The following is a 21,299-nucleotide window of genomic DNA, read 5'->3' as shown; positions in this document are numbered from 1 at the left end:
CTTTAAACTAAAGCTCACGGTAGTCCAACAACGATTTAGTCATAACACATCTTTTCAATATTATTAAGTTCTACCTTTTCTTCTTTTTTCGATAATCATTAATATTGCTTACTCATTATAAAAATATTGTGAAGTAAACTATTTATTATGTAAGATAGCTTAATAATCTATCCAAAGAATTGATTTCGGCATATGGTTTTATTTCGGTATTATTCTTGACCCTATGAGGATTGAACCATATGCCTTTTATATTTGCATTTTGACAGCCTCCAATATCCTTTTCCAGGTCATCGCCAACGAATAATGCGGCTTCCGGCTGCACATTAAGCTTATTTAATGCTAATTCAAATATGCGTTTGTCAGGTTTACTAATTCCCACTTCTTCAGAAATTATTATTTTATCAAAACAACTATTTAATTGAGTATTAATAATTTTAGCCTTTTGCCTCTGTGTGGAGCCGTTTGTTATAATAGCCACTTTAACTTGCTTCTTTATAGCATTTACGATATTTATAGTATTCGGGTTTGCAGAAAAACACTGAGGAAAATGATTATTCCAAAAGTCTTGAATGTCATTGTGCGGCAATCTATATTTTGGTGGAAATTCATCAAAGAATGATTCCAAAACTTTTGTTTTATCACTACAGCCGTAGCCTTTGTTATCATATTCCTTGAATTTCCGCAGCATCTCTGTTTTCACTGAATGTTTAACATTCACATAACACTTTTCTAAAATTATTAAAAACAGTTTATCTACTGCCTTATCCCTATTAAGCAAGGTATCATCTAAATCGAATATCATTGCTTTATAATCTTCCAAATACCTTCCCAGCCTTTCTCTCATTTTATTAGAAATTACCATCTCTAACTCTTACGCCATATTATGAAATATATATATGATCTCTATCGTAAATACATTTAATTCCTCATTCCCTAACGCTCACCTTTAGTGAATCGAAGTTTGTCTTATTCCAGGAATACTTTATCTCCATCATTTACCTTGCCGCTAACTTCAACCTTAGCCCAAACTCCAAACGATGCATCGTGATTATTAACCAAGTTTCGAAGGACTCTATTGTCCTGGTTTAGTTCTTCTTGAGAATTGTTCACCATAACACATCTTTCGAGTGGAGCAACAACTTTAAGGATAACATTGGGGCCGACTTTGATTAGTCGATCCACCCAATCTTTTTCGAGGGATCCTGTTAGTTCTGTATCAATTAAAAAGTTTGCTCGAAAACGCCGAGGGTCTACTGGCTCTCCTAGCTCCTGGCTCAATATGCGTAACGAAGAGGTGGTAATAATACTAATTGGACCCTCATCAAAATGAGATATCGATTCTTCTCTTGTCAAAGTTACTGGAAATCCGAGCAGCTTAGTCAATGTCTCATTGACAGCAACATCGTCACCCCGATATTCTGTTCCATCAGGCATAGTTAGAATTGGGGCAGTTCCCTCATATCTTGCTTTATACTTAAACAAACCATCCATTTGTTGAAAACGACGTGTTGTTTTCCCACTGCCAAACTTTCCGTTCATGTCTTTTATTGCCCACAGACGATCTCCAAAGAGACCTCTCTTGTCAATTGAAATGGATGATAAAGACTCTCCTAAAATTGATTTTACAGGAAACCGGCGGATATCCTTAATTGTCCCTACAAATTCAGTATTATTACCCAACGTTTAACCCCCAGATTTATACTAACTTTTAAATAAAAAAATTCGCCAACAAAGGGAAAATACCTCTTAATCACAGTGTTTTTATTATGGAAGGTTTCTAACTAATCATCAAATCCTTAAGATATTCAATTAAAACTAACTGATTCTTTATCCACCCTATACTAATGTGAATGGCTCAATGTGATCCTTATTTATTTTATCTATATAATCGATAACGACTTATAGTTATTTCCGATATATAACAGATTTGTGATAAATGTCATTCAAACTTTTTAGTTAAAGTGATATTAATTAGTTGCTTATCAATAAGAACTAGAAAGGAAGTTTATATGAGTAATAGCAAAACTGTTATTTTAAATTATGGAGCTTTATGTATTGCTATGAATGTTGTATTAGGAACGATCATTTCAGCAATGAAAATTCCGCTTTTATTTCTTGATACAATCGGAACAGTCTTAATGGCCGTTATATTTGGGCCTTGGTGGGGTGCTTTAACCGGTTTGTTAACGAATGTTGTTTTGGGAGTTACAACAAGCCCAACAGCTTTCTTTTTCGGATTAGTTAATGTCGCAATTGCAATTGTAGTTGGATTCATGGCAAGAAAATTCTATTTCACTAAATGGTATATTGCACTTATAACAGGTATTCTCCTTTCTATTATTGCACCACTTATAGGAACCCCTATTGCTGTAGCTGTCTTTGGCGGTTTAGATGGAAGCGGCATGGATGTTATTGTTTTATGGATGAGAACTGCTGGTGAAAGCATTTTTGCCTCTACCTTTATATCAAGAATCACCGGGAACTTTGTTGATAAAATTATTACTTGTTTATTAGTCATGTTTATCATTGGCAAATTACCAATGTTCAAAAAAATATATAAGGGCAAACACCGCCATGCAGCGTAATAAAAAAATTCTGCTCGTATCCCATTGCATTCTTAATCAAAACACGGTCATAGAAGGGGAAGCAAGGAGTTTTGGTGCGATCCCTACGGCATTAGATTGGATTCAAAAGGAAGGACTAGGGGTTATACAGCTGCCTTGTCCAGAATTCACATTTTTAGGATTAGAGCGTCCATCTATGACCTATGAGGAATATGATAATAAAGAATATCGTCAGCACTGTCGAAATATTTTACTGCCAGTCCTTGAACAATTGACGGAATACATAAAATGCGGATATCAAATCACTGGTATTCTCGGCATTCAAAGCAGTCCATCCTGTGATATGACCAGGGGGATCTTTATAGAAGAATTAAAAAAGCTCTTTATCGAACATCAGATAGCTATTACTACCGAATGGTTCCTGCCAGATCATAAGAATCCTATCTTTAATAGTAAGGAGAATTATATTAAGAGGAACTAGCCTCTAATAGCTTTTGCAGTACGGTTTATCTTCAGATGCACCCACCTAATATTTCCATTAGGTAGAATGGGCTCGTAGTCGTCTATTTAAAATAAAAAAGGAATCGAACATACCTTACAAACCTGTTTATTATTAAGGCTGTTTTCTAAAAGATTGTTGTTTTTAGAGAAATTTTCCGTTTACCAAAAAGACTAGTTGATTGGAGCGGAAGGTGCGAGACTCCTGCGGAAGGAGTGGGACAGGTGAGACCCCACAGGAGCGTTAGCGACGAGGAGGTTCAGCGCCCACCCCGCGGAAAGCGAGCATCCTGGAGCGCAAATCAACTTCTACCCAATTATATTAAAAGCAACAAAGTTTGCGAAAAGAGCCATAATTAAAAAGGAATCCATTTTATTCAAGATTGATGAAAATGGATTCTTCTACTTATATCAACCACCAATCTTGCCCTATTCTTGAATAAGTTATTGTATATTCAAATAAGACAGTGAAACGAGTTTATAATATTTAAAAATAACAAACTGATTTTCCCCTTTTTAATTTATCCTATAAAAGGGAGGGATAACTTTGAGTCAAATAATATATCTGTTTCGTCATGGAGAGACGGTTTTTAATACAAAAGGCCGGTATCAAGGGGAGTTAGATTCTCCATTAACTGACAATGGGATAGCTCAAGTCAAGCAAAATGCCAAATTATTAAAAAGTGTTATTGGAGATCCAAATGATTGGAGAATTGTTTCAAGTCCACTGGGAAGAGCTTTACAAAGTACTAAAATTATCTGTGAAACAATAGGTTGTGATTTTAGAAAAGTAGAAAAGGATAATCGCTTAAGTGAAGTTGCTGTAGGTTCATGGGCTGGATTAACAACAAATGAAATTGAGCGATCATGGCCAAATCTTGTTAATAACACAGATTTATATAGCTGGTATTTTAATTCCCCTGATGGTGAAAGTTATGAAACTGTTGTGAACCGGTTATCTGAATGGCTTAAAAATATAAAAAGTGAACCTAAAGTGATTGCAGTTTCACATGGACTAACTGGAAGAATATTGCGTGGGCTCTATAGTGAAATGGAAAAAGATGATGCGCTAAAATTAGACGTATCTCACGAAGGATTCTTTAAATTATCAGAAAAGGAAATTCAAAAAATCAGCTTAGATTTCGATGATTTTTATTAAGGTCCATTGTTTTTTTGTTGTAATCGAACAATAACAGCGAACTAACTCTGTTGAAGGTTGTTGGGCAAAAAGGAAATTACCTAAAGCCAAGTCTTTACATAAAGAAAGGGCGTAATGCTTGCTGCAGAATTGCGCCCTTAAATTGTGTCGTTTCGATAAGATTTTACGGGCTATCTAACCATTTTGTCCCTCAGATTAAAAATAACAATTGCCTCCTGCATGGCCACAATGAGAGTACTTATTTGCATTAAGATGCCATTTGCTGGCGTCTTTCGTAATTTGCAGCGGGATCCAGCTTAACTATTCTTCATTCAGATGCAGGATGTACAACATTATGAGATACTCCATTTTCCTGACCCTATTCCTAATCATTCCTTGTTATCAAGACTTCCTATCTATTAATTTCACCCTTCATCATTGTTCTTTTAGCTTTCTTAATAATTCTCTCTGTAGCATTCGTATTTGAGGCTTTTTCCCAATCTTCACATAAGCTGAGCACCCATTCTGGCTGGGTTTTACTCGCATCATTTAACCAGTTTCCAACTGAATCTTGAACATACTTGGAAGGATCTGACTTAAGTAAATTTAGTATAGATTGTGCTTTGTAGGGTTCTTGTTTTAATATTTCAATATGTTTTGTCCATACCCCACGAGGACGTATAGCCTCTATACTGAACCTACGAATATTTTCATTTTCACTTTTAGCCCATTCTGTTAACAGTTCCACACTTTTCTCTATGTCTTGTGAGAGATCTTCTCTAATAGACATCCAAGCAATTTCTCGTACACCAAAATGATGCTCTGCCGCAAATGGCTGAATATACGATAGCTTTGCTTCTAATGAAATGTTACGGCTTTTATTCATAAATGCCGCCCAGCAACGGACACTATCTGATACATGATTGGCACATTTTTCCGTTAACATTTCCTTTTCATTTGTACTTTCTTCAAGCATAACTTGGTCTAGTAATTCACCGATTAAACGTATCGCCTTCATCCCAGATTCAGCATTCTGTTTCTCAATTTCAGATATGATAATTTCCAGCTTTTCTTCTAAACCCATTGAGGGCAAAATATGTTTAATTAGTGAAATATGATTAACAGCTAGCCACTCAGTTAGATTAACACTCTCTATCCTTCCTTGATTCAATAACTTGAAAACCTCTTCAGGGATTTCGCTAGCCTTTCTTGCTCCTTTTCTATTCAAAATGTCTTCCCTTACCACCATTTTGCATTTTCTCTCCTTAATATTCACGTATATAATTCTCTCGTATTTATAACACTGTCATATTCTTTATGTTTATGGTTCAAGTATTTTATAAGATATTCTCTATTCATACCATTTACTTCTTTCTTAATCGTTCTCTCTTTAGCTGCTTCTGCTTGTAGAAAAAATCTAGGAAAACTGAACCTCTTTTGTTTCCTTAAGAGTAGCAAAAGCATTCCCCAGCACCTCATTGTGATGATCGATAATTTGTTGGGCACTTAAGGCAGAGGAGTCCCATGTCCGATGAGCATCTTTGACAAGCGTAACATTATAGCCAAGACTATATGCACGCCGACTCGTGGTATCTACACAATACTCCGTCTGATTTCCGGCAACAACAAGATTTTTGATTTGTTCTGTTTGAAGTTTTTCATGAAGCTCGGTTTCATGAAAGGAGTCAGGCGTATGTTTCTGGATTACAACCTCACCCACATTTGGAGCAATTGAAGAATGGATCTCCCATGCAGAAGTTCCACTTTTGAATTCTTCATCATTATGTTGAACAAAAAAAACAGGGATGTTTACAGTACGTGCCCTATTAATTAAATCTTGAAGATTTTTGAGAAGCTGTTCTCCATCATATATGGGGTTGGATTCGTGAAACATGGCATTTTGAACATCTATAATCAACAAAGCAGTCTTTTGCATTGATAAACCTCCCTGGAAATATGCTACTGAGAGAATTCTACATTCTGCATAAAAAACCTCCCAATTATTCTGAGATCCCCCTTTTAAATTACTAACCTGCCTTTTAGGCAAGAAGCAATAGAATGCACTGCAATCTATAATTTCTTAAATTTATGAACTTGCTAAAAACAATAAGTTTAGGCAAAAGATACTTTAACTCAATGGATAGATGTGGCGAAATCACAAAAGAGGTGTTGACCTCAATGGCCATACACCTCTCTTAAATGAACTATTTTCTATCTAATAATATCCCTAAAAATTTAATGTTGGAATCAAAACCTGGTACTGATTGAAATTCCTCAACTGATTTTGCTAACGCTGCAACCATATCATTATAAGGAATTCCTGTATCCTCGCTAATTGCGATATGAGCCCATTAATATAGGAAGGAATCCGCTTCTTTATCGCAATGAGAAAAAGCTGTCGCAATGACAACCTTGTTTTCAACTCTTGGACACGGTCCTGCAACCTCTGTTGAAGATACATTTGTTTTTTAACAATAGTAGTCCGTTTAATTTTCCCTTTAGGCCGAAATGAACCGATTCTCATTTCACAAAAATAATTGTACAAACTATTTGTTTTGGGCCTGCATGAGTTCATATATTTTTCGAGCGGTGTTGACATTTCTTACTGTAACTTGTTTGTATATCTTTGATCCAATGATCTTACTCATTCCGCCTTTCGTTACATTTTTCTTGTCAACTGACCATAGAATTGCGCCGGGAACATATTTTACTGTGTCAATAGTAGGTTTGATTATTAAACTCTCGAGTACAGATTCATCATCGATTTCATCCCATAAAAACATAACATCACTTTTCATGTCTTTATCATTTTTCCATGTGTCTGGAATTGCGTTAACGATGCCTCTGACATCATCGATACTGCGAACTACTACTTTAATTTGTAAGTCGAAATCATTATGTATCGCTTTTTCTAAAATCTGCGAGAGGTCCGTTTTTGATAATCCATTGTATGAAAAAATAATATTGCCTGTATTGATGTATGTTACTACATCGTTCATCCCAGCTTGTTCAAACGTTTGTTTTAGCAGCTTCATGTTAATCTTATTATTTCCACCCACATTAATCCCCCGAAGAAGTGCAATATAAACCATAAGCATCCTCCTATCCGCTTTTTTCCTATTCCTTCATTATATCTTATTAACTATTCCTGTTATCCCCCCGCTCTATTCGCTAATAAAAATTATGGAGGATAAAAGTTTTGTCCTTTTAAACATAAATTCTAATTATTTATTTTTCAACTATTTTTAATAGTATTAATTTCCAAAAAAACATTTATAATATAGCCAGGCACCCGCCGTGGGCAGATGCCTAAAACATTGAGGTTGAAGAGGAGGCAAATAAAATGCAAACTTCAAAAATAATTACAGTAGAAACAACCGTTCAAGCACCGTTAGAAAAGGTGTGGAAGTATTGGACAGAGCCCGAACATATAACAAAATGGAACAATGCTTCAGATGATTGGCATACACCATTTGCTGAAAACGATCTAAGAGCAGGCGGAAAATTCGTTTCTAGAATGGAAGCAAAAGATGGCAGTGCTGGTTTCGATTTTGGCGGGATCTATGATGAAGTAAATTTGCATGAGGTGATTGCATATACCATGGGTGATAGAAGAAAAGTAAGAATTACTTTTAGTGGCCAAGAAAACGAAACGAAAGTAATTGAAACTTTTGACGCTGATCCGACAAACCCAATTGAATTTCAGCAGCAAGGATGGCAGGCGATTTTAAATCATTTCAAACAATATGTTGAGCAAACAAACGATTAAAACAGCTGCTTCTATTCTCCTTTTATAAGTTATTAAAACCAAAAGTGGCGTATCTGTGGATATAAAATAACAACAGACTTCGCCACTTTTCCCTTTACCTTACTAACATGATTCACAAAATCAGGGTCAAAAAACCTCTTTACTGAAAAAAACAGCTCCCTTTCTTCCTTAAACATATCAGCACCGTTAGCTTTAGGAAAAGTCCACCCACAATGTCAGCTTTGATCTTTAACTATCGCAGCACTATTGTTAGTAGTATATTTACTGAATGCTGCTCCTAAGTAAAAATGCATCGCCTAGCAAACTTTATTTCATTTCAATTATTTTTACTTCAAAGATGCTTAACAAGGATACTATAATTATTATTGATAATACCCAAGCCAACAAAGGTTTTTTGTAATGAATAGGCAAGATAAAGAAGATAATCCCTGTTAATAGCACAGACCACCAAATATTCCAGCCATTATGGTATGTAATAAACCCAAACTTACTGTTAAAGTATTCTGCACATATGTATATTCCTGCCCATAACAAAAACCATAGTGAACGTTTTTTCCATCCTATGGGGAACCTGCCTACGTATATTAATACGGTTGCAGAGTAGGATACGACCATAGCTAAAACTGTAATCGTTGTATGATTAGGCAAGAATATATCGTGAAATAACCACATGGATTGTTTATAGAGTAGAAAATTATATAAAAAATCTCCAATGATGAAGAAAAGAATTGTCGGATAATATTGTTTCCAATTCCTCCAGTCCCCCCATTTAAACCCTGCTATCATATAGAGAATATTAATTAAAATATACATAAGACCAATCCTTTAAAATGAGTATTACTATCCTTCCCTCCATTACTAAAATTATTTAAATGAGCTGATTAGCCTTATTTTACAACTTGCTCACTTCACAAACTTCTATTACTAGAATCCCAAGTCCAAACTCATTTGATATTGTTATTGCACAATTTCGCCCTTATCATAAAGAAAGAGCGTAATCCTTGCATTGCAGAATTGCGCCCTTTAACGGAAATTTAATCAGATACAAGACTATAATTAGACTCGAGATATTACAGAAATATCACCCATATGGAACAAATCAAAGGATCCTTTAGATCAACTTCCCATATTTCAAGAACGGTCTGTTATTTTTTTGAAGCTATCCATGTTGCTGAACCCATAAGCTACTAAGAAAGTGGAAAGAAAAATAAAAAAGTCATATATCGTGGACCATCCTTTTGGATTATAAAAATCAATCATTGCAAAAAAATTCATCCCCCCGAATGCCGCGATTGCTGCAAATATTACGCCTTTTAAAAGCGGATTCATTTTTGGTTTAATTTGAATAACAAACATGATTGCAACAGGATCTAACGAAAAATGATAGGGGAGAAATAAAAGTGGGGCTATTGGCGAAAATTTCATCGGGTAAGACCATAGCCCATAAGACAAAGCTATAAGATCAATAATTAGTGACAAAATGATCGTTATAAAGCCTCCAATTAAAAGCCGGCCTGTACTTTCCTTATCTCTAAACAGAAACCAGATTATCCATGGAATAATAAATAATACGACCCCAAACCACCATTCCCACGTAAACATATACGCATTAATTACTGCTTCGGACAATAAATTATTCACTTCAATTAGCATTTCGTTCGCATTTTCAGTTTGTTTCATACCTTCTTCAAATGTCATTCTTCAACCCCACCATTTTGTATATCTTATGGTTATCTTTTGCAATTTATTTTCCTTCTATACTAATACCTGTTTTCCTTATTGATAAAGCAAAGCACACTTATAAAAGGGGGCAAAATGGATTGATCTGCAGCCAATGAAATCAAAAAAGAAGGAGAGAATCTAAAAAAGCAGATTCTCTCCTTTTCCTATAATCCTAGGCATCCCAGAGCTAATTCAAATACAAAATACATTGAAAAAATCATTATGATAAACGATCAACCTTTAGTACACGCATTGCATTTAGTACTGCAAGTAAGGTCACACCTACATCCGAAATAATTGCTTCCCACATGGTTGCAAGACCATATGCACCTAATATTAAGACAACACCTTTGATACAAAGGGAAAATATTATATTTTGCCAAACAATTCTACGGGTGCGTTTTGCGATTTTAATTGCTGTAACAATTTTTGAAGGCTCATCAGTCATAATGACAACATCCGCTGCTTCAATGGCTGCATCTGAACCTAGTCCCCCCATTGCTATACCAATATCCGCTCTTGCTAATACAGGTGTATCGTTAATCCCATCACCGACAAATATAAGCTTTTCATTTTTCTGCTTATAGCTATCAAGCCGCTCTACTTGCTCCACTTTTTCGTGCGGCAGCAATTCAGCATAAACTTCATCTAATCCTAATGTACTCCCAACTTTCTCTCCTACCCGTTTTGCATCACCTGTCAGCATAACTGTCTTTTTTATCCCTAATGCTTTTAATCCTTCAATTGCCTTTTTAGAGTCTTCCTTCACCACATCTGCAATAACAATAAATCCAGCATATTTTCCATTTACCGCCAGATGAACCATTGTTCCGATGACCTCTTCTTCTTTAAAAGCAATTCCTTCTTTTTTCATTAACTTTTTGTTTCCAGCTAGAATGGTTTTGCCGCCTGCTCTGATTTTTATTCCATGACCGGCGATTTCATCATACTGGTCAATTTCTTCCTTATTTATTTCTTTTCCATATGCCGTTAAAATAGATTGAGCAATGGGATGATTCGAATAGCTTTCGGCAAGGGCTGCATATTCCAACAAGCTTTCCTTCGTTATATCCCCCTTGGGAGAAATGTCTGTCACTTTAAAAACGCCTTTTGTTAATGTTCCTGTTTTATCAAATACTACATATTTTACATTATTTAATGCTTCTAAATAATTGCTGCCTTTTACGAGAATCCCGCTTCTGGATGCACCGCCAATGCCGCCAAAGAATCCAAGAGGGATAGAAACTACCAATGCACACGGACAAGAGATAACTAAGAAAACAAGTGCTCGATACAACCAGTCAGAAAATAGTGCACCTTCTATTACTAGTGGAGGAATGATTGCAAGCATCGCCGCAATAATAACCACAACAGGAGTGTAATAACGGGCAAATTTGGTAATAAAGTTTTCTGTCGGCGCTTTACGGCTGCTAGCATTTTGGACTAAGTCTAGAATTTTGGCTACAGTCGACTCACTATATTCTTTAGTGACCTGAATAGACAAAACACCGTTTGAATTCACAAAGCCGCTTAAAACTTCGCTGCCTGCTTCCACTTCTCTTGGAACTGATTCACCTGTTAAAGCCGATGTATCAACCATAGAGTTTCCTTCAATAACCATCCCATCAAGCGGTATTTTCTCCCCAGGTTTTACAATAATAAGATCTCCGACATGAACTTCCTCTGGTGATACTTTCTTCATTTCATTCCCAACTTTTAAGGTCGCATACTCTGGGCGGATATCCATTAACTCACTAATTGATTTCCGTGAACGATTAACGGCAATGCTTTGAAATAATTCACCAACCTGGTAAAATAGCATAACTGCAATTCCTTCAGGATATTGCCCGATAGCAAATGCACCGATTGTTGCAATGGACATTAAGAAATTTTCATCAAATAATTGACCGCGTACAATATTCTTCCCTGCTCTTAAAAGAATATCTCCGCCAATAATTAAGTAAGCGATTAAAAATAAAGGAAGCTCAACAGAAAAGCCAAGATCAAAAATTAATGCGATTGCTCCTAAAAGGAATCCTGCTGAAAGTCTAATAATCAGCTTCTTCATGCCGAAGCTTTCTTTTTCATTGGATATTGAGTGCTGCTCAAGTTCAACCTCAATGTTTGGTTCAATCTTTGGAATGCTAATGGATACTTCACTTACAATTTTTTGAAGTACATTTTCGTTTGGAGCTTCAATCATAAGCTTTTTTGAAACAAAATCTACAGATGCTGCAGTCACACCGTCGATGCTATTTACATGTTTTTCAACTTTTGCTGCACAGTTTGCGCAATCAAGACCTTTTAAATATACTATCTGTTTTGCCCCAGAACTATTTGCTTTATCATTAATCCGGATATCTGGTTCCAATTTATTAATTAACTGCTTTGCCTCATCGACAATTGACTCGTTTTTTGTACTTGCAGTTTCCATTATTAATGTTTTTGTTACAAAATTAACTGAACATGCCTCAACTCCGTTAATTCTCTTTACATTGTTTTCAATTTTAGCTGCACATGAGGCACAATCTAGACCTTCAAGTACAAGTTCTTTTCTTGCTGCTTTTGCTCCCATCTCATCACCTGGATTTCTTGATATTTGTTATTTCCCAAATATGTTTAAGTATAAAGCTACATATATGAACATTTGCACATATATAATTCATTAATATGCTTCTTCGCCACGATGTGTACCTTAGGAGTAAATACTTTTATAAGAAAATATGAATATGTGCTCATATAACAATTATAAGCTAGGCCTAGATTTCTGTCAATTTCAAATTTTTACACCCTTATTTGCATAAATAAATGAACATAAAAAAAGAAGCTTGTAAATATAAGCTCCCACAATAAATATTAATGATGTCTGGCATGGTCAATCGTTTCTTTTAGAATATCCATTACATGATCATCATCACATGAATAGATCATGGTAGTCCCTTCACGGCGGTATTTAACTAGCCGCAGGTTTTTTAAAAATCTCAATTGGTGCGAAACAGTAGATTGAAGCAGGTGCAAGTTTTCAGCGATCTCATTTACAGAATGCTGTTTTTGAGATAATAAATATAGAATTCTAATTCTTGTTGGGTCTGATAAAGCCTTAAAGGTTTGCGACACAATAAACAGCGTTTCTTCGTCCAAAGAATTTATTTGCTTATTTAGCTTACTCACATCTTGTTCTTCATTATGTTTCATAAGTCACCTCGAATTAAATCATTCTTATTCATTATTATAACATGGAAAACCGGCCTGCAAATTAGACAGGTCGGTTCCTAAATCAAAATGGTATTAGGAATACAGCAGATCATGCACATTTCCCGCTTGATAATAAAGAAAAAGAGTCATAGAATTTAGTCTCCCTTTCACTCAATTACTTATGCAGCCATTTTATTAAAGTAACTAATTTAAAAAAGGGCAGATGAACATAGTAGTCATCTGCCCTTCTTTATTAGTTTTTTCTCTTTTTATAGATGATCGCAGCTAAAACCAGTACAAGTAAAAACGCTTGTCCAATCATTGTTTCTGCTGTTGGATAAAAACCAATCATACTGATAACTGGCAACCCATCTACAATTGTTGTTGAAATTGTACCCCTTAACTGCAGCGTATGCAGGCTGGCACCAATAATTTTAAAGGCAAGTACGTAAATTAACACTGTTGCCACTGCAAAGAATTTATGAATTGGAATTTTTCCACTTGCTTTAACTAACACGAAGGCTAAAATAGCTAATATCAAAAATGCCACTAGAATACCTAACATAAATTGTAATGTCTCCATTTTTGGAGCAATTCCCGCATAGAATATAAGTGTTTCTGCCCCTTCACGGAAGACAGATAAAAAGCTTACTGTTGCCATGGCAAGCACGGAGCCATTTGAGATTGCACTCCCCAATTGTTTGGAGATATAGCGATTCCAGCTGGCCACACTTGATTTACTATGAAGCCAAATACCAACGCCAATCATCATAGCGGCAGCAAGTAAACCAATATAGCCTTCCATTAGCTCTCGACTCGTATCAATTGTTGCTGAGCGAAAAATTGTCGACATTAAAATAGCTGCTACAGCTGATAATAAACCCCCCGCCAATGCACCAATATAAATCCATTTACGCATACTCTTTTGCCCTGCTCTCTCTAAGAAGGAAGCTAAGGCTAAAATAATAAGCAGCGCCTCTAAGCCCTCTCGCAATAAAATGAGCGCTGCATCCCATAAAGTATAATCTGAGGCACCTTGAATCAGCTCTATTTCAGTGCGGAAAGTATTAAGCTTACTTTTAATAGCTTTGGCATCAACTTGAGACTTCAATAAATCACTAACAAGGATTGGCATGTCGCTTTCAATTCTTGTATACAGACTACCGTTACGGGTTGAAATGTCTATCTCTACACTTGGCCATATTTTAATGAATTCTCTAATTTTATCAGATGCACCCTTATAGTCGCCTGCGTCAATTAGACCTTTCGCCTCATCAATATAAGTAATTAATGTTGCTAAAGAATATTCTCCCTCTACAACTTGCGCTGTATCCTTCCCTGCCACAAAGTCCTGGATTGATTGTTTTAATTCTTCATATTGTGATTGCATTGAGTCTATATCTGGTTTTTCAGATGCAAGTGATATTCGTATAAAGGCCATTTGTGTTTCAATTTGGCCATACATGGCCATACTCTGTTCTCGCACTGGACGTTCAATTTTATTCCATTTTGTATTGAAATCCTTATAGGCAGATTCAATTGCAGCAATGTCACCACTTGCTAAGGCATCTTCAAAGGCTTTCATACTAGGCTTAAATTTAGTACCAAACTCAGCTCTCTGTGCGGCTTCATCCACTGGATTTTCTTGCTTCTCCAGTGCCAGTAATGCATTTGACAATGCTGAAAGAGCTTGTAGCCGATCCTCCTTGGACGATGCTTCCCTTGCTTGGGCAAGACTATCATTCACTTTATCCTTGGCTTCCTTATGTTCGGATGTGACGGAAGCCCAATCCTTGGAAAACTGTTCAAGTGCAAGCTTTGCTTCGGCATCTTTATCCTGCTTCGTATTAATAAGCGCATCACTGATAGAAATATATAAGTGACTGTAAGATTGCTCCGCCTGCACTGGTATAGCAAGTGTCAGGATTAAGCAAATCAAAATACTACAGCGCGTTAAAAAGTGCTTCACCTAAATAACTCCCCTTTTGTACACCAGGGAAGCAAGCAAACACCGCACTGCCTCGATGGGTAACGTACTCATTCATTTTATCCAATCGCCCTAAACTATTTTGTACAGTCGTAAATTGAGCTGGATCTTTTTGAAAAGAAATGAATATTAGACCCGCGTCATGTGCCCCAGTATTCGACATCACACCTGATGCATAAGAATATGAGCGCCGTAAAATACGCGCACCCGATTTACGTGCCAAGTGTACATGTGACGTATCTGGCATAATATAGTCACCATTACTGTCCTTCGCCTCTACATCGAAATCATCAAATTCCTTTGTTTTCCCAAATGGAGCCCCGCTATCCCGATAGCGTCCAAATGTTGCTTCCTGGTCCTTTAAAGATGTACGATCCCATGTTTCAAGATGCATTTGAATTTTGCGTGCAACTAAATACGTGCCACCCTTGAGCCATCCTTTATCGACCCAGACAACTTTATTTAAATCTTTTTCATCTGTAATAGCAGGGTTCACCGTACCATCCTTGAACGCAAATAAGTTAAGCGGTGTTCCGCCACCAGCAGGAAACGAGTTAAAACCTGCCTGTGACCATTTAATCTGTACCTTACCTGAGGCTGCTCGAACTAAATTGCGCACAGCATGGAACGCTACCTGTGGATCATCCGCACAAGCTTGAATACATAAATCGCCACCTGTAAACTCCTTTTGCAGCTGATCTTTCGGGAAATGTGGCAAGTCCTCTAATTCCGCAGGCTTCAAATGCTGAATACTAAGCTTATCAAACAAAGAGGGTCCTACTCCGATCGTAATAGTTAAATTTGAAGCATCCAAGCCTACTGCCTCACCTGTATCACCTGTTGGAATTCTGGTGTTCGTTGTTAAATCGACCATTAATTCACCATTCATTAAGCGTACAACGAGAGGTGTCCATTGTTTGAATAACTCTTGCAGGTCATTCTTAGTTGAAAATAAAACATCCAAAGATGCAAAATAGATATTTGTTTGGACCGGGGTAGTGATTCCCGATTGATGCTTGCCATAGAAATTTGCTTTATTGCTTGCTGTAGTGCTGTCTGCAACAGGCTCAGATACATCATAGCCCATTGCCTTCATGACACCGCCTAAGCCGGAGGCACCAATTGCTGCACCAGCTGCACCGATGCCTGTCAGCTTTAACATATCACGTCTAGAGATTTTTTTTATACTTCTTTTTTCATCATTTGGCGCTATCATTTATGCTCACTCCAAAATAATACCCATTTGGCTTAATGGTTCTCCAAGTTGATTAACAGCTGCTGCAAGTGCTTTCGTGTGGTCCTCTGTTAATTCTTCATAGGACACATAGCCGCCATCAGCTGTAGCATGCTGTGCTAATAAATCATCCACTGCTTTGAATTTTTCATCAAGAGTTGTTACTAGTCCTTGATCTTTCGCTTCTAATTTTGAACGTAAAATTTCAAAGATTTTTTCTGCGCCTTCAATATTTGCTTTAAAATCATAAAGGTCCGTATGTGAATAAATTTCCTCTTCACCTGTAATTTTTGAGGTGGATACTTCATTTAATAAATCCACAGCACCGGTGATCATTAAATCCGGTGTCACTTCAACTGTTTGCACAAGTGCATGTAATTCCTTCGCATCGGCAAGAAGTTGATCTGCTACAGCCTCATAGCCCTTCGTTGTATTTTCTACCCACAATGCATGTTCAAGCTTATGGTAGCCCGACCACTCTTCCTCGCCTTTCCCCTCTTCCTGAATATCTGCTAAACGACCGTCAATACGAGGATCAAGATCTCCAAAGCTTTCTGCAATGGGCTCTGAGCGTTCAAAATACATACGTGCTGGAGCATATGCTGCTTTCGCCCCTTCAATATCTCCCGCCTTAAATAGGTTGACGAATTCTTCTGTTTCTAATAAGAATTGGTCCATTTGCTCTAAAGCAAATTGTTGATAGGCTGATAGTTCCGTAGATAAATCAACCTCTTGTGCTGTTGTTTCTGTTTGCTCTTCTGTGGATTTTTTATCCTTTTTCGCTTCATCTGTATTCCCACAGCCAGCCATTAGAATGCCTCCTGCTACTAATACTGACAATAATGATATTTTTTTCATGCATGTTCCCGCTTCCGTAATAGTTTAATATTTCAATACCAATGATAATGATTATCAAAATCGATTACAAGCTTTTTTTTTGTGCTTTTATAGAGTACCATTTAGGATATTCCAGTTTAAAAATGGTAGATAAAGATATCAACAAGCCTGATGCTTTTTCATAGGCTCTGTTAAAGATAAATGTTTGATAATTACCGTAATCCATGCCTTATTAATGGCAGCACACCCTTTCATTAAAAAGAAAAAGGCAGTCCTCATTAAAGGAATGCCCGTTAATTTTAAAAAATATTATTTCTTATACAATCAATAAAAATAGATAAGTGATATATTAAGGCTCAACTAATGCTATAAGTCACAAAAAACATGCTTGAAAAATGATATTATTACGCTTCTGCTAGATTCCCTGTTTAAATGAACTTTTTTAAATCCAAGTGTTATTGCAGATCAAATTAAACAAAACAATTGATCTTACCGCAACTAAAAAATACAGATAGATAGCGTATTTATTGTAATTTTTTAAAACGCCCCATTAACTAGCTGTTTCATCGAGTTGAGTTTTGAAGAAAGCCCTATAAACCATTCTTCATCACCTGTTAATAATGCTATGTCTATTAGAAAAAGGATTTGTTCCTTGTTTACTACCTTAGAATCAGGGAGTTTTTTAACGTGTTGTCTTAACATTGAAATTGTTTTGCTTATTGTGTCATTGTTGTCACATTTAACAACAGTTACCTTAACAACTCCCCCTATGGGATCAAGTGATTCAATGTAACCAATAATTAATTCACCCTCCCTTGATTTTCCACGAACCCAATCTCCTACTTTTAAAACAGGATTATAATTTGACACCATTCTTTTCTCCTTCTTTAAAAAATTCAAGTATTAAAAGGACTTGAAATGCGATAAAACTGTAATGTTTTTTGTTACATTTAAACTTTATAAAAATCACGGCTATATAACAATTAAGCCGCTTATTGTTTTTGATTGATAAGATCAACTACATCTTTTATTGTATAGTTCTTTAAATAATCACCTAGATGTTCTTCAGCACCTAAAAAAATAGTAAAAAGGACTTTTTGCATATTCGAACCCACGATACACTGATTATTTGATTCAGGACACTTAGGCTGCAAAGCCCCTTCTGAGGTTAACTGATAAATATGCCAAAGATTTACTTCACTTAAGTCCAAAGAAAATATAAACCCTCCACCAGTCCCCTCTTTTGATTGGATAAATCTGTGTTTTTTTAATAAACTTAACACTTTGCGAATGCGTACTGGGTGAACACCTGCACTTTCTGAAATATCAATGCTTGTTGACATCCGATCTGGCTGTAAAGCTAGAAAAGCTAAACTATGAATGGCAAGTGTAAAATCACTGTTCATGTTTTTTCTCCTAAGATATAAATTGTTAATCCATTTTTACGTTGAAGTATTTTTCCCACAATACTAACATACTGTAACAATAAATGTTACTGGTAGGTTTATCCAAAGTTTGGATATATCAAAAATAATTCTTAACCAGAAAGAACTATCATTTATGCTTGCTTTTAAGTCCAAAAAAATTTAAAGATTCCATTGTTTCTTGACTTGTTCCTCCGCTAACTGTTTAATATTTGTCCAGATCGAATCTTTACTCACAATGACATTGGTTTGATAATTTCTATTTTTATAATTAACTGTAACAAATACTTGAATCATCTCCTGCCCCCTCCTTCCAAAAAACTTTTCTTTCAAAAAATGATGCTTATTAATTAGCCAATTTTTGATATTCAGTGTTCAAAAATGTTCGAATCCTACGTGGCAAAAATTTACGAATTTCTTCCTCGTTATAACCAACCTGTAATCTTTTTTCATCAAGGATAATTGGCCGACGTAACATTTGTGGGTGTTCAATTATTAAATGATAAAATTCATTAAGCGAAAGTGCCTCGATATTTATATTTAGTTCCTGAAATGTTTTGGATTTTGTGGAAATAATTTCGGTAACCCCTTCTTCAGTTATACGAAGAATCGATTTAAGCTCATCAACTGTAATAGGACTTGATAGAATGTTTCTTTCAATATAATCAATATGATGTTCCTCGAGCCAGGCTTTAGCTTTCCGGCATGAACCACAGCTTGGAGTTGTATATAAAATCACCATGTTATTACACTCTCCTTTAATATTTTTTTCAAATGTACAATGCCAGGCTGATTCAAGAATGAGATGATAAAATGTATCAAAAAAAAATTACAGTTTACAATCAAAATCACCTAATGTGATCTATTCGACAATGCTTAATTTTTCTTAACTTGAACTGTCTGTAACTACATTCTACAGACGATGGAAATACACCTGCATCACACACAATTCACTTTGAAAAACCCCTACTGTAATTATAAACTTTACAGTTATTTTAATCAACTGAAAAATACTGGATTGCACCTGCAACGTAACTAATGGTTCTTATCTTTTATGTGACCTTATCATTAATAAGAGCTTTTTCGAAAAAAGACCTGAATCCTTTATAACTTTGTACTGCGAATGTCATTACAACAACCGCCATATCATCAAAAACAGTACGTACTTAAAGCACGTACATTAACGACCATCCAAGTTTTTTTTGCAAAAGTTCTTGCCTGCCTTGTCTAGATTTACTTAAATAAAACTCATTATGCATAAAATTTGTTTCAAGTCAGCCATTACACGTAAGGTGCAGACACCAATAAATTCCTTTACAATGGAAGTATGGGAGTTTCTTTTAAAGCGGAATGATGTCTTTTCAAAAGTACTTAATTCTTAACTTTAAAACTATATTTACCTGAACAATTTTTAATAAATGGCTTAGACAGCATATTAAGGAGCTACATTTTATAAAGGGAATAAAATTACCATTTCAGCATTTCTAAAAAAACTATAAGGAAAAAGAGGTCAAGTGAAGATGGTATTGAAAAGGAATTTGTATTTAATTGGTTCTGTACTAGTTGGCTTGTATCTTGTGGTATTTGTATCGGGTATTTTTATTAACATGAACAGTTACCAAGCAGTTGACTATGCAATAGTTTTGGTTTTTCTGGTTTTTTTGGTCATACTTGAATCCTTTTTAATAAAAAAACTCCTATCCTATAACAATAACCAATCTCTTCATAGGGAAATAGAACTTAGAAGGGAAAGAAAAAAATTAACACCTGGTTCAATTGCTAGAATAAAAGAACTAGGTGCTGATGTATGTTTAAAGTTAAAACATGTGTCAGGTCTCCCAATTAATACGGGTACTAATACGTTCGTTTATAGATGTAGTGATAAGATTATTTTCGAAAGAAATGAGCACACTTTTGAATTAGAAATTGACAAAATTACAGATGTTTCAATCAAAACTAACGTACAAATCCACAAAGGATGGGTGCAAGGCAACCGCGATATATTTGCGAGAGAAAAGACTAGTAAGACCTATTCATATTTGCTGATTTCGCCTATGGAAATGGAAATGAAGTAAACTACATCACTTTTGATGTAACTAAGAATTCAGATAAAGCATCTATATTTGTAGGAATTTACGATTATCAGTCAAGAGAAAGAAATATTGTAAAGTTGTAACCATAATCACTTTGTTTGAGGTGACACCTCCCAACATAGAAATAGGTGAGAGGGATTCCTGCTGCTTTGGGTCAGGGCTTAGTTGACTGAGAACAGCTTTGTCTAAAGACAACTCGATCGTAATTCAATAAAGTTGTGCCTTTAATTGGCCATTTGCATTAAGAAAGACGTTTTTCTTGTTTCAGAAAAACGCCCTTTAACGGAATAACTAAAATAGAATTTTGCTAAAGACAAGCCTTACGCTACTTGAACTAAAGTACCCGCTAACCTTGAAATCAGTATATTTATTTCCCTCTATGGAATACATTTCCATCTACTCCGAATTTATCTCTAAATGCTGTTTTTTTGCTGTTGCATTTGAATTTATTTAAACAACGAAGTCTTCCAAAATAAAATAGTGGAGGGTTATTTGGCAGCTCAATTATACGATTTGTGAACAAATGATATAACCGCAAAGTGTAAACTGCTGACCACCTTGACCTTCTGCTCGAAAAATCCATTGATTAGGGGGAGAACCAACCGGTTGCATTTGAGTAAGTCTAACTTGATTACCGCCAGTAATAGAAAACCCAGCAGAGATCGCAATATTACTAGGTGGACAGGTAATTGTAATGGTCGCGACACCAGCTTGTGAAGTTACACATTGTGACACTATTTGAAAACCAGTTAATCCAGGTCCTTGTGGGCCTTGTGGGCCTTGTGGGCCTTGTGGGCCCTGTGGTCCTTCTGGGCCTTGCGGGCCTTGCGGGCCTTGT

The 21,299-nt window shown here is 35.9% G+C and carries 21 protein-coding genes; 5 read left to right on the top strand and 16 right to left on the bottom strand.

Annotated features, from left to right (window positions below; all coding sequences use genetic code 11):
* Positions 1-145: 145 nt before the first annotated feature.
* Positions 146-802, bottom strand: coding sequence for an HAD family hydrolase (locus ASU02_RS10850; protein WP_057763564.1), 657 nt, complete (start codon positions 800-802; stop codon positions 146-148).
* Positions 803-966: 164 nt separating this feature from the next.
* A complete protein-coding gene (locus tag ASU02_RS10845) occupies positions 967-1,680 on the bottom strand; it encodes an MOSC domain-containing protein (protein ID WP_057763438.1) in 714 nt (237 codons plus the stop codon).
* 329 nt (positions 1,681-2,009) lie between these two features.
* Between ASU02_RS10845 and ASU02_RS10840 the strand changes: the two genes are divergently transcribed.
* The 3 genes from ASU02_RS10840 to ASU02_RS10830 all read left to right on the top strand — a co-directional run bounded on the left by ASU02_RS10840 (position 2,010) and on the right by ASU02_RS10830 (position 4,221).
* Positions 2,010-2,585 (top strand): CD3073 family putative ECF transporter S component, encoded by a 576-nt coding sequence (locus ASU02_RS10840; protein WP_057763437.1) that lies wholly within the window; start codon positions 2,010-2,012, stop codon positions 2,583-2,585.
* Positions 2,575-3,045, top strand: coding sequence for a CD3072 family TudS-related putative desulfidase (locus ASU02_RS10835; protein WP_057763436.1), 471 nt, complete (start codon positions 2,575-2,577; stop codon positions 3,043-3,045). Before ASU02_RS10840 ends, ASU02_RS10835 begins: the two co-directional genes overlap by 11 nt.
* A 564-nt stretch (positions 3,046-3,609) precedes the next feature.
* Positions 3,610-4,221, top strand: coding sequence for a histidine phosphatase family protein (locus ASU02_RS10830; RefSeq protein ID WP_057763435.1), 612 nt, complete (start codon positions 3,610-3,612; stop codon positions 4,219-4,221).
* Positions 4,222-4,612: 391 nt separating this feature from the next.
* Here the strand turns inward: ASU02_RS10830 and ASU02_RS10825 are convergent, their stop codons facing one another.
* From ASU02_RS10825 to ASU02_RS10815, 3 genes are all read right to left on the bottom strand, one after another.
* On the bottom strand, positions 4,613-5,449 hold the full coding sequence (locus tag ASU02_RS10825) for a DNA alkylation repair protein (RefSeq protein WP_057763434.1): 837 nt from the start codon (positions 5,447-5,449) through the stop codon (positions 4,613-4,615).
* A gap of 168 nt (positions 5,450-5,617) precedes the next feature.
* Positions 5,618-6,136, bottom strand: a complete 519-nt coding sequence (locus tag ASU02_RS10820; protein WP_057763433.1) for a cysteine hydrolase family protein — start codon at positions 6,134-6,136, stop codon at positions 5,618-5,620.
* 610 nt (positions 6,137-6,746) lie between these two features.
* The gene (locus ASU02_RS10815; RefSeq protein ID WP_057763432.1) at positions 6,747-7,292 is read right to left on the bottom strand and encodes a DUF1697 domain-containing protein; all 546 of its coding nucleotides are present in this window, start codon (positions 7,290-7,292) and stop codon (positions 6,747-6,749) included.
* A gap of 251 nt (positions 7,293-7,543) precedes the next feature.
* Between ASU02_RS10815 and ASU02_RS10810 the strand changes: the two genes are divergently transcribed.
* Positions 7,544-7,969: an SRPBCC family protein gene (locus ASU02_RS10810; protein ID WP_057763431.1), complete on the top strand. Its 426-nt coding sequence runs from the start codon at positions 7,544-7,546 to the stop codon at positions 7,967-7,969.
* Positions 7,970-8,275: 306 nt separating this feature from the next.
* Here the strand turns inward: ASU02_RS10810 and ASU02_RS10805 are convergent, their stop codons facing one another.
* From ASU02_RS10805 to spxA, 11 genes are all read right to left on the bottom strand, one after another.
* A complete protein-coding gene (locus ASU02_RS10805) occupies positions 8,276-8,782 on the bottom strand; it encodes a CBO0543 family protein (RefSeq protein WP_057763430.1) in 507 nt (168 codons plus the stop codon).
* Positions 8,783-9,100: 318 nt separating this feature from the next.
* Complete coding sequence (locus ASU02_RS10800; RefSeq protein WP_057763429.1) at positions 9,101-9,667, bottom strand: CBO0543 family protein; 567 nt, start codon at positions 9,665-9,667, stop codon at positions 9,101-9,103.
* 244 nt (positions 9,668-9,911) lie between these two features.
* Positions 9,912-12,266 (bottom strand): heavy metal translocating P-type ATPase, encoded by a 2,355-nt coding sequence (locus tag ASU02_RS10795; protein ID WP_057763428.1) that lies wholly within the window; start codon positions 12,264-12,266, stop codon positions 9,912-9,914.
* Between the two features lie 281 nt (positions 12,267-12,547).
* Positions 12,548-12,886, bottom strand: coding sequence for an ArsR/SmtB family transcription factor (locus ASU02_RS10790; RefSeq protein ID WP_057763427.1), 339 nt, complete (start codon positions 12,884-12,886; stop codon positions 12,548-12,550).
* Between the two features lie 253 nt (positions 12,887-13,139).
* Positions 13,140-14,855 carry an FTR1 family protein gene (locus tag ASU02_RS10785; RefSeq protein ID WP_057763426.1) on the bottom strand — a complete coding sequence of 572 codons (1,716 nt, stop codon included), beginning with the start codon at positions 14,853-14,855 and terminating at the stop codon, positions 13,140-13,142.
* Positions 14,830-16,089 carry an iron uptake transporter deferrochelatase/peroxidase subunit gene (efeB, locus tag ASU02_RS10780; RefSeq protein WP_057763425.1) on the bottom strand — a complete coding sequence of 420 codons (1,260 nt, stop codon included), beginning with the start codon at positions 16,087-16,089 and terminating at the stop codon, positions 14,830-14,832. Before efeB ends, ASU02_RS10785 begins: the two co-directional genes overlap by 26 nt.
* A 6-nt stretch (positions 16,090-16,095) precedes the next feature.
* On the bottom strand, positions 16,096-16,965 hold the full coding sequence (gene efeO, locus ASU02_RS10775) for an iron uptake system protein EfeO (protein WP_057763424.1): 870 nt from the start codon (positions 16,963-16,965) through the stop codon (positions 16,096-16,098).
* Between the two features lie 516 nt (positions 16,966-17,481).
* A complete protein-coding gene (locus ASU02_RS10770; protein ID WP_057763423.1) occupies positions 17,482-17,817 on the bottom strand; it encodes an IDEAL domain-containing protein in 336 nt (111 codons plus the stop codon).
* A gap of 119 nt (positions 17,818-17,936) precedes the next feature.
* Positions 17,937-18,350 (bottom strand): RrF2 family transcriptional regulator, encoded by a 414-nt coding sequence (locus ASU02_RS10765; RefSeq protein WP_057763422.1) that lies wholly within the window; start codon positions 18,348-18,350, stop codon positions 17,937-17,939.
* A gap of 180 nt (positions 18,351-18,530) precedes the next feature.
* Entirely contained in the window at positions 18,531-18,665 is a 135-nt protein-coding gene (locus ASU02_RS10760) for a BA3454 family stress response protein (RefSeq protein ID WP_057763421.1), read from the bottom strand.
* A 49-nt stretch (positions 18,666-18,714) separates the two neighbouring features.
* Complete coding sequence (spxA, locus tag ASU02_RS10755) at positions 18,715-19,110, bottom strand: transcriptional regulator SpxA (RefSeq protein ID WP_057763420.1); 396 nt, start codon at positions 19,108-19,110, stop codon at positions 18,715-18,717.
* A 772-nt stretch (positions 19,111-19,882) separates the two neighbouring features.
* On the opposite strand from spxA, the gene ASU02_RS10750 reads away from it, so the two are divergent.
* Entirely contained in the window at positions 19,883-20,443 is a 561-nt protein-coding gene (locus ASU02_RS10750; protein ID WP_157684509.1) for a hypothetical protein, read from the top strand.
* Positions 20,444-21,299: the final 856 nt, after the last annotated feature.

Source organism: Cytobacillus praedii (assembly GCF_001439605.1).
Classification (GTDB): Bacteria; Bacillota; Bacilli; order Bacillales; family Cytobacillaceae; genus Cytobacillus; species Cytobacillus praedii.
Note: the sequence above shows the minus strand (reverse complement) of the source record. Positions and strands in the feature narration are given on the sequence as shown.